13 protein-coding genes are annotated in these 15,922 nt (G+C 64.4%); 5 read left to right on the forward strand and 8 right to left on the reverse strand.

Translation table 11 applies throughout. The features are described from left to right. Positions 1-28: 28 nt before the first annotated feature. Entirely contained in the window at positions 29-922 is an 894-nt protein-coding gene (locus AC0Z42_RS27265; protein ID WP_485471206.1) for an alpha/beta hydrolase, read from the forward strand. Here AC0Z42_RS27265 and AC0Z42_RS27270 read toward each other — a convergent pair. Then, the gene (locus tag AC0Z42_RS27270; protein WP_485471207.1) at positions 914-3,757 is read right to left on the reverse strand and encodes a hybrid sensor histidine kinase/response regulator; all 2,844 of its coding nucleotides are present in this window, start codon (positions 3,755-3,757) and stop codon (positions 914-916) included. The genes AC0Z42_RS27265 and AC0Z42_RS27270 overlap by 9 nt on opposite strands. 198 nt (positions 3,758-3,955) lie before the next feature. Between AC0Z42_RS27270 and AC0Z42_RS27275 the strand changes: the two genes are divergently transcribed. After that, entirely contained in the window at positions 3,956-4,585 is a 630-nt protein-coding gene (locus AC0Z42_RS27275) for a LysE family translocator (RefSeq protein WP_485471208.1), read from the forward strand. Here the strand turns inward: AC0Z42_RS27275 and AC0Z42_RS27280 are convergent. Further along, positions 4,548-5,258: a YceI family protein gene (locus AC0Z42_RS27280; RefSeq protein WP_485471209.1), complete on the reverse strand. Its 711-nt coding sequence runs from the start codon at positions 5,256-5,258 to the stop codon at positions 4,548-4,550. The genes AC0Z42_RS27275 and AC0Z42_RS27280 overlap by 38 nt on opposite strands. 555 nt (positions 5,259-5,813) lie before the next feature. Continuing rightward, complete coding sequence (locus AC0Z42_RS27285; RefSeq protein ID WP_485471210.1) at positions 5,814-8,480, reverse strand: M1 family metallopeptidase; 2,667 nt, start codon at positions 8,478-8,480, stop codon at positions 5,814-5,816. A gap of 185 nt (positions 8,481-8,665) precedes the next feature. Here AC0Z42_RS27285 and AC0Z42_RS27290 point away from each other — a divergent pair, with 185 nt between their 5' ends. Beyond that, positions 8,666-9,289: a glutathione S-transferase family protein gene (locus tag AC0Z42_RS27290; RefSeq protein ID WP_485471211.1), complete on the forward strand. Its 624-nt coding sequence runs from the start codon at positions 8,666-8,668 to the stop codon at positions 9,287-9,289. A gap of 42 nt (positions 9,290-9,331) precedes the next feature. On the opposite strand, the gene AC0Z42_RS27295 is transcribed toward AC0Z42_RS27290, so the two are convergent. Next, positions 9,332-11,446 carry a prolyl oligopeptidase family serine peptidase gene (locus AC0Z42_RS27295; RefSeq protein WP_485471212.1) on the reverse strand — a complete coding sequence of 705 codons (2,115 nt, stop codon included), beginning with the start codon at positions 11,444-11,446 and terminating at the stop codon, positions 9,332-9,334. Positions 11,447-11,706: 260 nt separating this feature from the next. Between AC0Z42_RS27295 and AC0Z42_RS27300 the strand changes: the two genes are divergently transcribed. Next, positions 11,707-12,669, forward strand: a complete 963-nt coding sequence (locus AC0Z42_RS27300) for a LysR family transcriptional regulator (RefSeq protein ID WP_485471213.1) — start codon at positions 11,707-11,709, stop codon at positions 12,667-12,669. A gap of 17 nt (positions 12,670-12,686) precedes the next feature. On the opposite strand, the gene AC0Z42_RS27305 is transcribed toward AC0Z42_RS27300, so the two are convergent. From AC0Z42_RS27305 to AC0Z42_RS27315, 3 genes are all read right to left on the reverse strand, one after another. After that, positions 12,687-13,358 carry a peroxiredoxin-like family protein gene (locus AC0Z42_RS27305; protein ID WP_485471214.1) on the reverse strand — a complete coding sequence of 224 codons (672 nt, stop codon included), beginning with the start codon at positions 13,356-13,358 and terminating at the stop codon, positions 12,687-12,689. 16 nt (positions 13,359-13,374) lie between these two features. Further along, a complete protein-coding gene (locus AC0Z42_RS27310) occupies positions 13,375-13,908 on the reverse strand; it encodes a carboxymuconolactone decarboxylase family protein (RefSeq protein ID WP_485471215.1) in 534 nt (177 codons plus the stop codon). 155 nt (positions 13,909-14,063) lie between these two features. Then, positions 14,064-14,465, reverse strand: a complete 402-nt coding sequence (locus tag AC0Z42_RS27315) for a RidA family protein (protein WP_485471216.1) — start codon at positions 14,463-14,465, stop codon at positions 14,064-14,066. 131 nt (positions 14,466-14,596) lie between these two features. Between AC0Z42_RS27315 and AC0Z42_RS27320 the strand changes: the two genes are divergently transcribed. Beyond that, positions 14,597-15,517 carry a LysR family transcriptional regulator gene (locus AC0Z42_RS27320; RefSeq protein WP_485471217.1) on the forward strand — a complete coding sequence of 307 codons (921 nt, stop codon included), beginning with the start codon at positions 14,597-14,599 and terminating at the stop codon, positions 15,515-15,517. Here the strand turns inward: AC0Z42_RS27320 and AC0Z42_RS27325 are convergent. Next, positions 15,514-15,915: an RcnB family protein gene (locus AC0Z42_RS27325; protein WP_485471218.1), complete on the reverse strand. Its 402-nt coding sequence runs from the start codon at positions 15,913-15,915 to the stop codon at positions 15,514-15,516. The genes AC0Z42_RS27320 and AC0Z42_RS27325 overlap by 4 nt on opposite strands. Positions 15,916-15,922: the final 7 nt, after the last annotated feature.

A 15,922-nucleotide genomic window follows, 5' to 3' on the forward strand; every position in this document is an offset into this window, starting at 1 on the left:
ATGGCGTTTCCTTTCAATCGGAGCGCCCATGAAACGCCTGCCTGGTCTTTGCCTTGTGTTTGCCAGCCTGCATGCGCTGGCCATGCCGCCCGGCGCGATCGCCCTGTGGCCTGGTGCGCCACCCGGTGGTGCGGCTACCGGGCCGCAACAAGTCAGCGGCAAAGGCTCGATTACGCAGGTGGCGCAGCCATACCTGATCGCCCACCTGCCGGCGCAACCGAATGGCATGGCGATGCTGGTGATCAGTGGTGGCGGCTATGCGCATATCGAGGCAGGCAAGGAAAGCGCGCCGGCGGCGGCCTGGCTGCAAGAGCAGGGCATCGCCGCCTTTGAACTGGTTTACCGCTTGCCGCGCGAAGGCGGCGGTACCCAAGCCCCATTCCAGGACGCGCAGCGCGCCATGCGGCTGCTGCGCTTCCATGCGACGCAGTGGAAGATCGATCCGGCGCGCATCGGCGTGCTCGGTTTTTCCGCCGGCGCCCACCTGGCCGGCATGACGGCGGTGCGGCCCGATGCGCCACTCGCCACCGCCATCGACAAGGTCGATGCGGTGTCGGCGCGGCCCGATTTTGCCGTGCTGCTGTATCCGGTGCTGACCATGCAGGCGCCGTTCGACACCACGCATGCGAAAAAAATCCTGCTCGGCGCCGCGCCCGGGCAGCGCGCGCGCGACGCGCTGTCGGTCGAATTGCTGGTCGATCGCCACACGCCGCCGGTGTTCCTGGCGCAGGCGCTGGACGATCCGATTGCGCCGGTCGACAACAGCCTGCTGATGTTTGCGGCGCTGCGCCGCGCACAAGTGCCGGTGGCGCTGCATCTGTTCCAGCGCGGCGGCCATGGCTGGGGCATGGGCAAGGCTGGCAGCGAGCTGGCCGCGTGGCCGTTGCTGCTGCAGGCCTGGCTCAAGGCCGGCTCAGATTGACGCGCCCAGGTCGCGCCGCGCCTCGTCCAGGGCCGCCTCGATCTGCGGCAGGTGTTCTTCCACCTCGTCCAGCAAACCATTCGAGGCCAGCGTTTCCATCTGGTGGCACAGGGCGTGCAGAGTAGGGCGGCTCAGGTAGCCGGCGCTGCCTTTCAGGGCATGGAAGGCGGCCGCCACCGCGCTGGCGTTGCCGTCATGCACGGCGTGGCGGGCCAGTTCGAAGCGGCGCGGCGCTTCATCCAGAAATGCCCGCGCGATGCGCTGCAAATGCTGCTGCGACAGGCCGGCCAGCGGCAGGATATGCACCGGCGCCGTCATCGGATTGCTTGCCGCTTGCTGGAACACATCTTGGTTGACCGGCTTGCCCAGGCCGAACTGGCGCGCCAGCGCATCTTCGTCGGCCTGCGCCGGCGGCGAGGGCACGGTGCAGGGCAGCTCATGGCCGCGCGCCAGCAGCAAGTCGATCACGGCGTCGATTTTCTGGAACAGCAGCGCTTCATCGACCGGTTTACTGAGGAAGTCGTCCATGCCGGCGTCCAGGTAGCGCTGGCGGTCATGTTCGCTGGCGTTGGCCGTCAGCGCGATAATGGGGATCTGCGGGTCGGGAACCGGGAAGGCCTGGTTGCCGCCGGCGCGTATCAGGCGCGCCGCCTGCTCGCCATCCATCAGGGGCATGCGCCCGTCCATCAGCACCGCGTCATAGGTGCTGCCGGCCAGCGCGCGCAGCACTTCCTCGCCGTTTTCGACGATGGTGACGGTGTGCCCCATGCTTTCCAGCAGGGTGCCGATAATGATCTGGTTGGTGCGCACGTCTTCGGCGCACAGGATGTGCAGGCGGCAGCCATGGCGCGCATTGCGGGCGACGTGGCGCGCGTCTGCCGGCGGCGCGCTGCCTTCGGGCAAAGGCAGGCTGAAATGAAAGCGCGAACCGACGCCAACCTGGCTTTCCACGCCGATGCTGCCTTGCATCAGTTCGACCAGCTGCTTGCAGATGGCCAGGCCCAGGCCCGTGCCGCCATAGCGGCGCGTGGTGGAATGGTCGGCCTGCTCGAATTTCTGGAACAGGCGCGGCAGGGTGTCGGGGTCGATGCCGGCGCCGGTGTCGCTGATGACGAAATCGATCTGGTGGCAATCCTTGTGGTTTGACGGCGTGCGGCTGCAGCGAACTTCGAGCAGCACTTCGCCGTTGGCGGTGAACTTGATGGCATTGCCCAGCAGGTTGATCAGGATCTGGCGCAGGCGCGTCGGGTCGGCGCGCACATAACGTGGCAGGTCCAGCGCCAGTTCGCGCCGCAACAGCAGGCTCTTGGCGTCGGCCTGGCCCTGCACGATGCCGGCCGCGTCGCCGATCAGCGCCAGCAGGTCGAAGTCCACCGTTTCCAGGGTCAGCTTGCCGGCGTCGATCTTGGAAAAGTCGAGGATGTCGTTCAATATCGTCAGCAAGGATTCGCCGTTGTGCAGGCCGATGCGCAAGTATTCCTGGGTGCGTCCGCGCACGGTCTGGTCGCGCAGGGCGAATTTGAGCATGCCGATCACGCCGGCCAGCGGGGTGCGGATATCGTGGCTCATGGCCGACAGAAAATCGATGCGGTGGCGGCTGACCACTTCGGCCTGGGTCTTGGCCGTCAGCAGCGCATCATTGCTGTGCGTGAGCGCCTGCGTGCGTTCCTGTACCCGCTGTTCCAGGTGATTGCGCAGCAGGCGTATCTGCTCTGCCAGCGCAAACGCCAGCAGCAGGCCATCGAGCGTGCCGCCCAGCAGGGTCCACAGCTGGGCGTTGTTGACCAGCGCAGGTATCAGGCCCAGGTTGGCCGGCAGGATGATCAAGCCGGGCAGTATCAGGGCAACAAAGCCCAGCACGAAGAAGCGCGCCGGCTGGTAGCCGCCGCGCCACACGACGATGCCCGATACCAGCGCCATGACCATCCAGATGGTGATGGCGATGGTGGCCAGCGCATGCGCATACTGCAGCGCGAAAAAGCAGCTGGGCATCAGCAGCAGCGGCAATGCCAGGTTCAGACGGCTCCAGCGATGCAGCCGTGGCGCCAGTTCGCGCAGGCGCAGGAACTGCGCGTAGAAGAGGGTGCTGAGGATGGGCAACAGGAAGAAGGGCACATAATGGAACTGCAGCCAGCGCCAGTCCAGCAGGTCCGAAAACACATGAAACGTCATGGCCCACGCCAGGCCATACGTCAGCACATACAGTGCGTAGTAGAGCGAGGCTGTTTCCCGCGTCAGGGAAAAAATGAAGAAATTGAACAGGCCCAGCGCCAGCAAGGCGCCGATCGAGGCGATGATCAGGAAGTTTTCCTGGCCCACCAGTTTGCGGTATTGAAGCTGCGTCTTGACGGCAAACAGCGGCGGGCGCGCGTAATACGGGCTGGAAAAATGGATCAGGATGTCATACGTGGCGCCCGGCGCCAGGGTGACGTTCTTGCCATAGTGCAGCAGGTATTCATGTGGCCGCTGGTAACCGGACAGCAAGGTGACCGGCGCGCCTTGCTGGCCGGGGCCATATACCCGGATATCGACCGTGTCGATCAGGGTGTCGTTCGGGTCGATCACCCACGCCGTTTCGCCCGTGGCATTCTGCACGCGCGCATGCAGCCAGTAGGCGCCACCGAACAGGTCCACTTCCTCAGCCGGCCGCTGGCGCGCCAGCCAGGCCGGCAGGGCGCTCGCGGCTGGCGGTGCCGCCTCGGTGCCGGCGCTGTAGAGTTTCCCTTGCGCGCCCAGGTGATGGATGCCCTGCGGCGGCAAGGCGATGTTGTCCGCCTGCGCGCCGCGCGCGATGCAGAACAGGGCCAGCACGAGCACGGCCAGCCACGCCGCCACGCAGCGTCGTGTCAGGCAAGGGCGGCGGTGGAATGGTAAGTAAAGGGCTGGCATCGGTTGGTATGGTGGCCCTGCGCTGGGATCTCTTATTCTAATCGACAAGTACAGGGCGGACGCAAGTGCTTGCAATTAAGGCATTAAAGCTGATGCAGCCGCAACAGTTTCTGTATCATGGCAGTTTTTCCTGCGAGCGCGCGCATGCTGAGTCCCGAACAATTGATGGCCTTCCTGGCCGCTGCCGTGCTGGTCACGGCCAGTCCCGGTCCCGACAACCTGATGGTGCTGGGCGTGGGCATGTCGCGCGGACGGCGCCAGGGCGTGGCCTTCGGCCTCGGTTGCGCACTGGGCTGCCTCACGCATACCCTGCTGGCAAGCATCGGCGTATCGGCTTTGCTGGCCGCCTTGCCGACGGCGTTTACGGTCTTGAAAGTGGCAGGCGGCCTGTACCTGGTGTGGCTGGGCCTCGGCGCCATCCGCAGCCGCGGCGGTGCGAAAGTCGACGGGGCGGCCGCCTTGCCCGACGAATCGCTGGGCCGCCTGTTTGCCAAGGGCATGTTCGCCAACAGTATCAATCCGAAAGTCGTGCTGTTCTTTTTGTCGTTCCTGCCGCAATTCGTGGTGGCGTCACAAGGCAATGTCAGCTGGCAGACGGCGCAGCTGGGCCTGGTCTTCACGGCCCAGGCCTGCGTGCTGTTCGGCCTGCTCGGCTATTTTTCGGGCGCGGTCGGCAAGTGGCTCAACCGCCGCCCGCGCGCCGGCCTGTGGCTGGACAGGGTGGCCGGCGCCATCTTCATTGCGCTGGGACTGCGACTGATCCTGGCGCGCTAGCCTGGTTATTGGCGACGATCTCGAAAGCCAACTCCATCGGGTCCTGCACCGCCATGGCGCCGCCGAGGATGGCGAACGGCACGATGCCGAAATCGCTTTGTTTCAGCACGAAGGCGCCGCTGGCGCGCAGGCTGCGCCCGTCTGGCGCTTGCGCCAGCGTGACCGGCACCACCACCTGGCGCGTTACGCCGTGCAGGGTAATGGCGGCGTCGACGGCGTTGCCGCTGGCCTGCAGCCTCGCTTGCACCCTGACATCCGGATAGCGTTCGGCGTCCAGTACGCGCACCAGCATATTGTGGCGCGTGCCGGCAATCGCCTCGGCTGACGGCGTCGTTTCCAGTCCCGCGCTGGCGCGCAGCGCGCTTTCATCGACTGTCATGGCGTCGAGCCGGAACTGGAAGTCGGCCTGTTGCAACCCGGGCGCCACCCAGCCCGTGACCGTGCGGCTGGCCACCACATGATCGTGCCCCAGCCGCGCCAGGGCGCCGCCGCGCCGCACGGTGATGGTCAGCAAGGTGGCGCCGGTGTCGATGGTCCATAACTTCGAGTCCCTGGCTGGCGCCGCCAAAGGCACGCTGAGCGCCTGCGTGCTGGCGGGGGCGGGCGGTGCGATGGTCATGGGAGTGCAGGCGGCAAGCAGCAGGCAAGTCAACAGCAGGCAGGGGTGGCGCATGTGGGTTCCTGGGCAAAAGTAATGTGCCGATGGTAAGCGATTGCGAAAAATCCGGGAAGTATGCAGGAAAGTTGGTGCGCGTCATGCTGGCGTCATATCGCGCTGTTATCCTTCTTTCGTTGGCACAGCATATGTGGCGCAGATCACTACGCTCGGGGAGCGATAGGATGCTCATATGACTCAACAGCTTAGCCGGTGAGCTCAACCATCGGCACCAATTTCCGCAGGGAAATCAGTCAGGCTTAATGAAGTCCTAAGCCTGATTAAAGGAAGGACTGGCATAGTACGTACATGGCGCACGGACATACCGGGCGCAAGGTTGCCGGACACCTCAATGACCGGCACGAATGTGTCGTTCTGCAGTACAGTACTGCCCTCCTGTTTATCCCTGCGCTCTGAACAAGCGTTTCAACCGGCTGCCGCTAACGCGAAGCCGGTTTTTTTTTATTTCATGCAAGCCGGTGACGTTCCTTTTACCTCAAAAGCAAGATCTTGGGTCAGACCCGGCGGGTCTGACCCCGGCATTTCAGCTTTCTGACTTCGGTATCATTGCCTTTACGATTGGGTGGCCAGCCACTTGTCAATCGCCGGCAACCTTTGCTCCCGCACCTTGATGCGGTACTGGATGTCGGCAATCGAGGTATCGGCGTCGCCGCGCGCGGTGGCGGCCAGATGCGCTTTGGCGTAGGCGTCCAGCTTGCCGAGCATGGCCGGCTCGCCCGATGCCGCGGCCAGGCGCGGGAAGTAGCGGCTGCGCGAGCTGGCATCGATGCGGGCGTTGACCTGGTCGAGATGGGCCAGCGCAAAGTCAAACGCCAGGTCCGGGTGGGCACGGGCCACGCGGCTGATCATGGCCGGGCTGTTGGTCAGGCCAGGTTCGTCCGTCAGCGCCAGCGCCAGCGCGCGCTGCGCCAGCGCCGTGTCGTCGCTTGAGGCCAGCAGGTCGTACAACTGATTGCGGATCAGCGGGGTTTTCTCGGCTTGCGCTTCGGCGTGCAGTTGATCCCAGGTGGCGCTGTCGGCATGCTGGGCCACTACACCCAGGATGGCGCGGCGCAGCGGGGCCGGCATGGCGGCCGGGTCGCCGCTTGCAGCGGCATGGCGGCGGCGCGCTTCGGCGATCACGGCCTGGTCGCCCAGATCGCTCAGGGTGCCGATCAGCTGGCTGCGCAGGGTAGCCACTGTGGCCGCCTCGCCATCACGCGCCTGCCAGCCGGTTTGCGCCATCACCGGCGCCAGGCGGGCGATGGCCCAGGCGTCGAAGCGGCGCTGGCGCGGCTGGTCACCCGCGTACTGGTCATGCAGGCCATTCAGGGCGCCGGCCACCTTGCCCCACACCTGCGGATCGGCGGCCAGCGGCGTGGCTTTCACCAGTTCCAGGAAGTCGGCCGGGTTCTGCAAGCCGGCCATGCCCAGCGACTGGCTGTCCGACAGCAGGCCCAGTTGGTCGATGGCGGGCAGTTTTGTAAAGTTTGACGCCAGCGCGCCTGCCTGTTTCGGTGCGTACAGGGTGCGGTAGTAGCCGCTCTGGCCGGCGTTCACCAGCAGCGTGCCGCAGCCGGGCACCGTCAAGGTGGCCTTGCCGTTCTGTACCAGCACGCGCGCCAGCTTGTCGCTGCCGACGGTCTGCGCGATCACCGGCACGCGCCAGGACAGCGGTTTTTTCTGTTCGCGGTCCTTGGTAAATTCGCCCTGGCTCAAGGTGACGGTGGTATTGCCGGCCTTGCAGACGGCTTCGCCCACGCGTATCAAAGGCACGCCCGGCTGCAAGGTGAAGTCGTGCGCAATCGCGCTGACCGGCTTGCCGGCGGCGGCGTCGACTTCGCGCCACAAGTCGTTCGAGACAGTATTGCCGTAGGCGTGCTTGCGCATGTAGCTGCGCACGGCGGTGCGCCAGGTGTCCGCGCCCACATAGGCTTCGAGCATGCGGATCACCGATTCGCCTTTTTGATAGGTGATGGTGTCGAAGGCCTGGCTGGCCTGTTCCACCGTGGCGATGCGCTGCACCACCGGATGCGTGGTCGCCAGCGCGTCGCGGCTCATCGCGCCTTCGCGCACCCGCACGCTGGACAAGGCCGAGTTCCACTCCGGGTGCATGCGTTCGGTGGCGCGGCTTTCCATCCACGAGGCAAAGCCTTCGTTGAGCCACAGGTCGTCCCACCAGCGCATGGTGACCAGGTCGCCGAACCACTGGTGCGCCATTTCATGCGCCAGGGTGGTGTAGATGTTTTCCTTGTCGGACTGGGTCGAGATGGATGGGTCGAGCAGCAGGCTGTATTCGAAGGTGAACACGGCGCCCCAGTTTTCCATCGCGCCGAAGAACTGGCTGCGGCCCGGCGCGGCGATATTGTCCAGTTTTGGCAGCGGGTAGCGCACGCCGAAATAATCGTTGTATTCGCGCAGCAGGGCGGCCGATTCATCGAGCGCGAAGCGGCTTTGCGCCAGCGCGCCTTTCTTGGTGATGACGCCCACTTCGGTGCCGTCGGCCATGGCCGTGGCGCGCTCGAAGTCACCCAGGCCAAAGAACAGCAGGTAGGTCGACATGCGCGGCGTGACGCCGAACGTCACGCGCTTTTTGCCATTGCCCAGTGCCGTGCTGCTGGCAATGGGCATGTTGCCGACCGCCATTTGATTGCTGGGCACTGTCACATCGAGCGCGAAAGTGGCCTTGTAGTCGGGCTCGTCCCATGACGGAATCACGCTGCGCGCATCCGAGTTTTCAAACTGCGTGTACAGCGCACGCTGGCGGCCGGTTGGCGTGTCGTAGTCGAGCGAGAACAATCCCGTGGCCTGCGTGCCGATCTTGCCGCTGTAGCTGATCGCCAGCGTATGCTTGCCCTTGGCCAGCGGCCGGGCAAAATGCAGGGTGGCCGTCTGCGCGCTTGCGTCGACATCGATCTTGCTGGCCTGCTGTGTACCGCCCGCGCCTTCGGCGGTGGCGCCCATAAACGCCAGTTCCAGCGCATTGAGCGTAACAGCCTTGGTCGGCGCGGCGACGTCCACCGTGATCACCACATTGGCGGTAAACGTGGCCGCCTGCGCATCGGGCGTCAGCGACAGCGCGTAGTGGCTGGGCGTGACGCCGCGCGGCAGCTGCGTGGTGGTGGAAAGGGCGTGGCTGGCCGACGCGAGCGTGGGCGCGGCGTTGGCGGCGTGAGCGGTCAAGGACACCAGCGCCAGGACGGCGGCGGCGATACGGCTGCGTGAAAGATTGCGGTGCATGGGAACCCTGTTGATGAAGAGTGTCGCACCAGCCGGCTGGTAAGCGGCTGGCGCACTGGAAGGTTGGCGGCACGCTGGCATGGTTGGTCAGCATTCCGTCAAGCAATCTAAGTGCAAACGCAGGCAAAGTCAAACATCTGGGGGCAGGTATGATACGGCACGATCACAATAAACAGGAGACCCTCATGAAACTGTATGTCAGCCCCCGCACGCCGAACCCGCGCCGCGTCACCATGTTCATTGCCGAAAAGGCCATCACCGGCATCGAGGAAGTGTCGCTCGACCTGATGGCGGGCCAGCACCGCGATCCGGCATTTCTCGAAAAGAACCCGATGGGCAGGGTGCCGGCTTTGGCATTGCCGGACGGGCGCGTGCTGGCCGAAACGCGCGCCATCTGCACCTATCTGGAAGGGCTGCAGCCGCAGCCGAACCTGATGGGCGAGGGGTTTGAAGAGCGTGCTTTTATTGAAATGGCCGACCGCCGCGTGGAACTGCATCTGTTCCTCGGCGTCGCCAATTGCGTGCGCCACAGCCATCCGGCGCTGGCGGTGCTGGAAAACCCGCAGTTCCCCGACTTCGGCGCGGCGCAGGGCACGAAAATGCGCGAGACGGCGCAGTGGCTGGACCAGGTGCTGGCGCGCCAGCCCTACGTGGCCGGCGAGCGCTTTACCATCGCCGACATCACCGCTTTCTGTGCCCTGGAATTCGCGCGCGGCCTGATGAAATACCGCCCGGGCGCGGAAGGGCTGGAACACCTGCAGGCCTGGCGCGACCGCATCGCCGAGCGCCCCAGCGCTCTGGCCAGGTAGGTCGGGTTAGCCCGCAGGGCGTAACCCGACAACATGGTTGGCTTATTTCAACTGACCCTGCAGGAAAGTATACGTCAGCGCCCACATCAGCGCCTGCTGGTCGTTATTGGCGGCGCCCGCATGGCCGCCTTCCGTATTTTCCCAGTACAGCACGTCGTGGCCTTGTTCTTCCATCTTGGCCACCATCTTGCGCGCATGGCCGGGGTGGACCCGGTCGTCGCGGGTCGAGGTGGTAAAGAACACGCGCGGATATTTTTTATCCTTGAAGACGTTCTGGTACGGCGAGTACTTGCTGATATACGCCCATTGTTCCGGCACGTCCGGGTCGCCATATTCTCCCATCCACGAAGCGCCCGCCAGCAGCTTGTTATAGCGGCGCATGTCGAGCAGCGGCACCTGGCTGACCACGGCGTTGAACAGGTCCGGCCGCTGCGTCAGCACGGCCCCCACCAGCAGGCCGCCATTGCTGCCTCCCATGATGCCCAGGTGGCGCGGGCTGGTCAGCTTGCGCCTGATCAGGTCCTGCGCCACCGAGATGAAATCGTCATAGGCCTTCTGGCGGTGTTCCTTCAGCGCTGCCTGGTGCCAGCGCGGGCCGAATTCGCCGCCGCCGCGGATATTGGCCAGCACATACACGCCCCCCTGCGAAAGCCACGCCGTGCCGGTAATGCCGCTGTAGTTCGGCTTGAGCGACACTTCGAAGCCGCCATAGCCATACAGCACGGTCTGGTTCTTGCCGTCGTATTTGGTCTTCTTGTTCATGATGACGAAATACGGCACTTTCGTGCCATCCTTCGAGGTCGATTCGAACTGCTCGACCTTGTACGGACCGGCGTCGAAATAGGCGGGCAGCGACTTGATTTTCGTGCGCGCGTCGCTGCCGGCCGTGGCCAGGTACAAGGTGGTGGGCGTGAGGAAGTCGGTCACGGTCAGGAAGTACTGCTCCGAGTCGACCGAATCGAGCGGGCTGGCCACCAGGGTGCCCAGCTTGGGCGCGTCGACCACGCGGCGCTGCCACTTGCCGTTCACATGGCGCAGTTCCGTCAGGCGGTTCTTCACCTTGTCGAGCGTGGTCAGCAAGATAGCCGATCTGGTGGCCGACACGTTGTCGAGCGAGGTGGTGGCGGTCGGCGCGAACAGCACTTCGAACGCCTGCTTGCCCTGCATGAAGGACTTGAAGTCGGTCGCCAGCAAAGCGCCTTGCGGGTAGGTCGCGCCGTTCACTTTCCAGTCCGAGCGCAGGTTGATCACCAGCTGGTCGCGTACGGTGAACGCCGTGGCGTCGTCCGGTTTCGGCACTTTCGTCAAGCTGTCGCCTTCGCGCAAAAACATCTCGCCGCTGTAGAAATCGATCTGTCGTTCGACGAACTGGTATTCATGGCCGGGTGTGAAATCCTTGTAGGCGCCGGCACTCATGTCCTCTGGTTTGGCTTCGTACAGCGTTTTGGCCTGCTCCAAAGGCGTGCCGCGCTTCCATTCCTTGATGATGCGCGGATAGCCGGAACTGGTCATCGAGCCGGGACCGAAATCGGTAGAGACAAACAGCGTGTCTTCGTTGATCCAGCTGGCATTGCTTTTCGCCTCTGGCAGAGTGAACCCGTCCGCCACGAAGGCGCGCCTGGCAACGTCGTATTCGCGCACCACCTTGGCGTCACCGCCGCCGCGCGACAGCGAAACGAGGCAGCGTTCGCCTTTCGGATACAGGCAGGACGCGCCGCCCCAGACCCAGTTTTCGTTCTCGCCGGCGGCCAGCTGATCGAGGTCGATCACGGTTTCCCAGGCAGGTTCGGGCAGCTGGAACTGCGCCAGCGTGGTGCGGCGCCAGATGCCGCGCACATGCTGGGCGTCGCGCCAGAAATTATAGTAATAATCGCCTTCCTTGCTGACGTAGGGAATCCGCTCTTTCGAGTTGAGAATGGTTTTCAGCCGTTCCTGCAGCGCAGGGAAGGAAGCCTTGCCTTCCAGTTCCTCGAGGCTGACGGCGTTGTGCTGGCGCACCCAGTCCATCGGCTTTTCGCCAGCGACTTCTTCCAGCCATTGCAGCGGATCGGTCGGGGGATTGGACGCGGCGGCGGCACCAGGCGCTTGCGCATGGGCGACGCCCGCTGCGGCCATACCGAGCAGCATGCTGCCGGCAAACTTGCGATAAAAAGACATGGACAGGTTCCTTGACGATGGTCGGTTGCGCAGCTTTGCTTGTCAAAACGGCGCAGCCATGTTGCCATGGATTGCCGGCCGGAACCAGAGGCCGGGGGCGCCTGGCGAGGAAAAACCATGTTTTTCCAATATTGTTTGCTGGAATGGACGATGGCCGCAGAATCTGCGGCTGCCGCTCATTTGACGCATGGCGAAATTGCGGGCCGGCTTGCCAGTAACGGCGCAATGACGCTATGCTAAATTCCTTTGAGGAATAATTAATGGATAGACTGTCCTTGATGGAAGCCTATGTGTGCGTGGTCGAGACGGGCTCGTTTTCGGCCGCCGCCAAGCGCCTCGGCGTCGGCCAGCCGGCCGTCTCGAAATCGATCGCACAGCTTGAGCAGCGCCTGGGCACGCGCTTGTTGCTGCGTTCGACGCGCGGTTTGACGCCGACCGAGGCGGGACAACATTTTTTAGAGGGCGCACGCCGCACCATCGCCCAGGCTGACGAGGCCGACGACGCGGCGCGCGGCTCGGGGGCCAATCTGGCCGGCCGCTTGCGCATCTGCGCGGCCGTCACCTTCGCGCGCCTGCATGTGGTGCCGCACATCAAGGCCTTTCTCGACGCCCATCCCGCGCTCGATATCGACGTGGTGCTCGATGACCGCCATATCGACCTGCTGGAACAGGGCATCGACGTGGCCCTGCGCATGGGCGAGCTGAGCGACTCCTCGATGACGGCGCGCCGCATCGCCCGCGGCCGGCGCCTGGTCGTCGCCACGCCCGCTTATCTGGCCGCCCGCGGCGTGCCGCTGGTGCCGGCCGACCTGGTCGCGCATGCCGCCGTCGTGTATGGAAACGACAACGGCGGCAGCGGCAGCTGGTCGTTCCGCCAGAACAGCACGGCAGTGTCGGTGGCCGTCAATGGCCGGCTGCGCGTCAGCGCGGCCGAGGGCGTGCGCGCCGCCGTCTTTGCCGACATGGGCATCGCCATTGGCTCGGAATGGATGTTTGCGCCGGAACTGGCCAGTGGCCAGGTGCGGGCCGTGCTGACCGACTGGGAGTTGCCGGCGATCGACCTGTGGGCCGTGTACCCGTCCGGCCGGCTCGCCAGCGCGAAGGCGCGCGCGTTTGCCGCCTTCGTCGAGCACATCATGCAGGCGCATGTGGCCGATGCGGCCTTGGCCTCAAACGACTTGGCCAGCCCGCAGGAAAAGGCCGGCGCGGGGCCGGCCATGTAATAACGAGGCGTCAGGGCTCAGGCGGCGCGGGCCTGGTGGCGCAGCACGGGCAGCATGCTGGCCGGCTCGGGGCGCAAGGTGTAGTCGGGGTTGACCTCGGCGTACACGATGGTGCCGTCCTGGGCGATGACGTAGCGGGCCGGCATCGGCAGGGTCCAGCTCGGATCGCCGTTAAATGCGGGCAGGTCGTTCTTCAGCATCTTGTAGAGATCGACCAGGTAGCCGGGCAGGGTGAAGCGCAGGCCGAACGCGGCCGCCACGGCGTTTTCCGGATCGCCGAGAATCGGGAACCCCAGCTTGTTCTGGCGCTGCGATTTGCGGCTGTTGGCCGCCACCTGCGGCGAGATGGCCACCAGGCTGGCGCCCAGTGCCACGAATTGCGGCAGCGTTTCCTGCAGCGCCTGCAATTCGAGGTTGCAGTACGGACACCAGACGCCGCGATAAAAACTGATCACCAGCGGTCCCTTTGCCAGCAGCTCGGCCGAGGACACGGGCTGGCCTTCCGGATCGTCGAGAGTGAAGGCGGGCGCCTTGTCGCCCGCTTGCAGGGCCCGCCCTGCCTGGCCGGAGGCGATCAGTTCGGCGGTGGCCCGCTCCATGATCGGATGGATCTCCGGCGGCGCGAAATACGGCGCCTTGCCGCCCTTGAAGTCAGCCTTGAACGCGTCCAGTTTTGCTTGCAGTGTCATGATGGCGCTCCTTTGTTCAGATGGCTGGGGCGGCAGGGAAATCGACCGGCACCTGGGTCAGCGCGTGCAGGTAGTTGGTGATGATCTTGTCGCCGATGACGATGACGGTGTCGACCAGGTTGCCTTCGTTGTAGCCGGCGGCGAAGAACGCGTCCACCGTCTCCTGCGCCGCGTGGCCGCGGTGCTCGGCCGTGCTCCTCACCAGCCGCGCCAGCGCGTCCAGCTTCGGATCGAAGCTGGCGCCGCCCTTGCGGATCTCGATGATTTGCTCGGGCTTGAAGCCGACCATGCCGCCCAAGGCAGTGTGGGCCGCCAGGCAGTAGACGCACTGGTTGACCTGGCTGACCACCAGATTGATCACTTCGCGCTCCTTCGCGCTCAGCGAACTTTTGCCGTTTTGCAGCGCCAGGTAATTACCCAGGCCATGTTCGGAATACGCCAGCGTGGCGTACAGGTTCGGCACCATGCCGAGGCCTTTTTCAAGCTGTGCGAAGATGGCCTGGTTGGCTGGGGAAACGCTGGCTGCGGTGGGGACGGTGATGGTGTTCATGTAAAGCTCCTGTGGTTGGTTGAGCTCTACTCTGGGCGTTTTTGACCGGGCGGGGTAGCCCGGTGCGTGGCATAGCGTTTATTCCTGGCGGGAATGATCGTGGGATTGGTCCGGCAGTACGGCATGCAGCCGTCGGTGTCGATCAGCTATTTCGGTCAGCTATTTGAGGTCGGTATTTTGGCCACCACCTTGATCTCGAAGTCAAACCCATACGACCACGTCACGCCCACCGCCGTCACGGTCGGATGCGGCGCCACGCCCCAGTAGTCGGCCTGCACGATATCCCAGATGCGCTGGAAGTTCGACTGCGGGTCGACGATAAAGATGGTGACGTCCTGCACGTCGTCGAAGGTGCAGCCGGCGGCGGCAAGGATGGCGTTCAGGTTGTCAAAGGCGCGCCGCACTTGCGCTTCGAGTTCGGGTTCGGGCGAGCCATCTTCGCGGCTGCCGACCTGGCCTGAGACGAACAGCAGGCCGTTGGCGCGCACGGCGGGCGAATAGCGGTTCTTTTCATACAGGGCCTGGCGGCCCGGGGGGAAGATGACGTCGCGTTTCATGGGGTTTCCTTGTTTGATGCAGCGAAGCTGCTGCCTGAGGAACACTGTAGCCATCAATCGATTGCGGATAAAGCGGCAAGACCGGCCTGGACTATTTGTATAATCCAAACAATCGGCTGACAAAGGGGCATATGGACAGGTTTGATGCGATGAAGGCATTCGTGCGGGTGGTCGAGACGGGCAGTTTCACGAAGGCGGCCGCGACGCTCAATATGAGCCGCACCACCGTGACGCAGCTGGTGCAGCAGCTTGAAGCGCGTCTGCGCCTGAAACTGTTGAACCGCACCACGCGCAAGGTGAATGTGACGGCCGACGGCGCCGCCTATTACGAGCGCATCGTGCAGGTGCTCGATACGCTGGAAGAAATCGAAACGAGCTTGCCGCATGCAGCCGCCTTGCCACGGGGCCCGTTGCGGATCGACGTGCCCAGTCCGCTGGCCGCCTTGCTGCTGGTGCCGGCGCTGCCGCGCTTTCATGCGCTGTATCCCGATATCGTGCTCGACATGGGCGCCAGCGACCGCATGGTCGACGTGATTGGCGACAATGTCGATTGCGTGATACGCGGTGGGGAACTTGCCGACCAGTCGCTGATGGCGCGCAAGATCGCCGACTTGCAACTGGGCGTGTATGCGGCGCCAAGCTATCTGGCACGGCTCGGCACGCCCTTGCATCCGCTGGAGTTGCAGGACAGCGCGCACCGCATCGTGCGCTTTCGCTGGGCGCGCACTGGCAACGGTTTTCCGTATGTGATGCACCACGAGGGCAAGAGCGTCAGGATCGAGGGCCAGCATGTGCTGTCGATCGACGACGGCAATGCTTATCTGGCGGCCGGGGTGGCGGGGCTGGGAGTGCTGTGGCTGCCGGACTATATGGCGCGCCCGCATGTGGCCAGGGGCGAGCTGCTGCCCCTGTTCGAACAATGGACGGTCGACCCCATGCCCTTGTTCCTGGCGTACCCGCCAAACCGCCATGTCAGCAAGAAGCTGCGCGTCTTTATCGACTGGGTGGTCGAATTGATGGCGCGTGACGGCGGCGCGGTGGCGCCGAGTTAATTGCCCAGGATAATCTGCGCGATCAGGCCGGTGGCAGCCGCCATCAGCACATAGTCGTTATCGACCTTTACCCACTGGTGGCCGCGTGGCGGTGCGCTCAGGCGGCGGGCGCGCCAGTCGTTGACGACATGTTTCCTGTTGCGGTATTCGGCCGGCAACCGGTTGCCCTTGTACAGATTGTGGCGCGGGCCGACGCCGCGGTTGCGGGCGTGCGGGTTGCCGTTGTTGCCGTCATTCGGGCGCGCATGGTCGTCACGGCGGTCATCGTGGTGATCGCCACGTTGGTCGTGCTGTTGCTGCCTGTTGTCATTCCGGTCATGGCGGTCCTGGGCAAAGGCCGAGGTGCTGCAAACCATAAAGGCTGCGATCAGGGAGGAGACGAGGATTTTCTTGTTCATGTGGTGT

It is taken from the genome of Janthinobacterium sp. 1L-D-8-B-C4 (genome assembly GCF_057291295.1).

Bases quoted from the DNA above. Each gene is read 5' to 3' on its own strand.
- AC0Z42_RS27265 (WP_485471206.1), top strand. From the start codon at position 29: ATGAAACGCCTGCCTGGTCTTTGCCTTGTGTTTGCCAGCCTGCATGCG.
- AC0Z42_RS27275 (WP_485471208.1), top strand. From the start codon at position 3,956: ATGCTGAGTCCCGAACAATTGATGGCCTTCCTGGCCGCTGCCGTGCTG.
- AC0Z42_RS27280 (WP_485471209.1), bottom strand. From the start codon at position 5,258: ATGCGCCACCCCTGCCTGCTGTTGACTTGCCTGCTGCTTGCCGCCTGC.
- AC0Z42_RS27285 (WP_485471210.1), bottom strand. From the start codon at position 8,480: ATGCACCGCAATCTTTCACGCAGCCGTATCGCCGCCGCCGTCCTGGCG.
- AC0Z42_RS27290 (WP_485471211.1), top strand. From the start codon at position 8,666: ATGAAACTGTATGTCAGCCCCCGCACGCCGAACCCGCGCCGCGTCACC.
- AC0Z42_RS27295 (WP_485471212.1), bottom strand. From the start codon at position 11,446: ATGTCTTTTTATCGCAAGTTTGCCGGCAGCATGCTGCTCGGTATGGCC.
- AC0Z42_RS27300 (WP_485471213.1), top strand. From the start codon at position 11,707: ATGGATAGACTGTCCTTGATGGAAGCCTATGTGTGCGTGGTCGAGACG.
- AC0Z42_RS27305 (WP_485471214.1), bottom strand. From the start codon at position 13,358: ATGACACTGCAAGCAAAACTGGACGCGTTCAAGGCTGACTTCAAGGGC.
- AC0Z42_RS27310 (WP_485471215.1), bottom strand. From the start codon at position 13,908: ATGAACACCATCACCGTCCCCACCGCAGCCAGCGTTTCCCCAGCCAAC.
- AC0Z42_RS27315 (WP_485471216.1), bottom strand. From the start codon at position 14,465: ATGAAACGCGACGTCATCTTCCCCCCGGGCCGCCAGGCCCTGTATGAA.
- AC0Z42_RS27320 (WP_485471217.1), top strand. From the start codon at position 14,597: ATGGACAGGTTTGATGCGATGAAGGCATTCGTGCGGGTGGTCGAGACG.
- AC0Z42_RS27325 (WP_485471218.1), bottom strand. From the start codon at position 15,915: ATGAACAAGAAAATCCTCGTCTCCTCCCTGATCGCAGCCTTTATGGTT.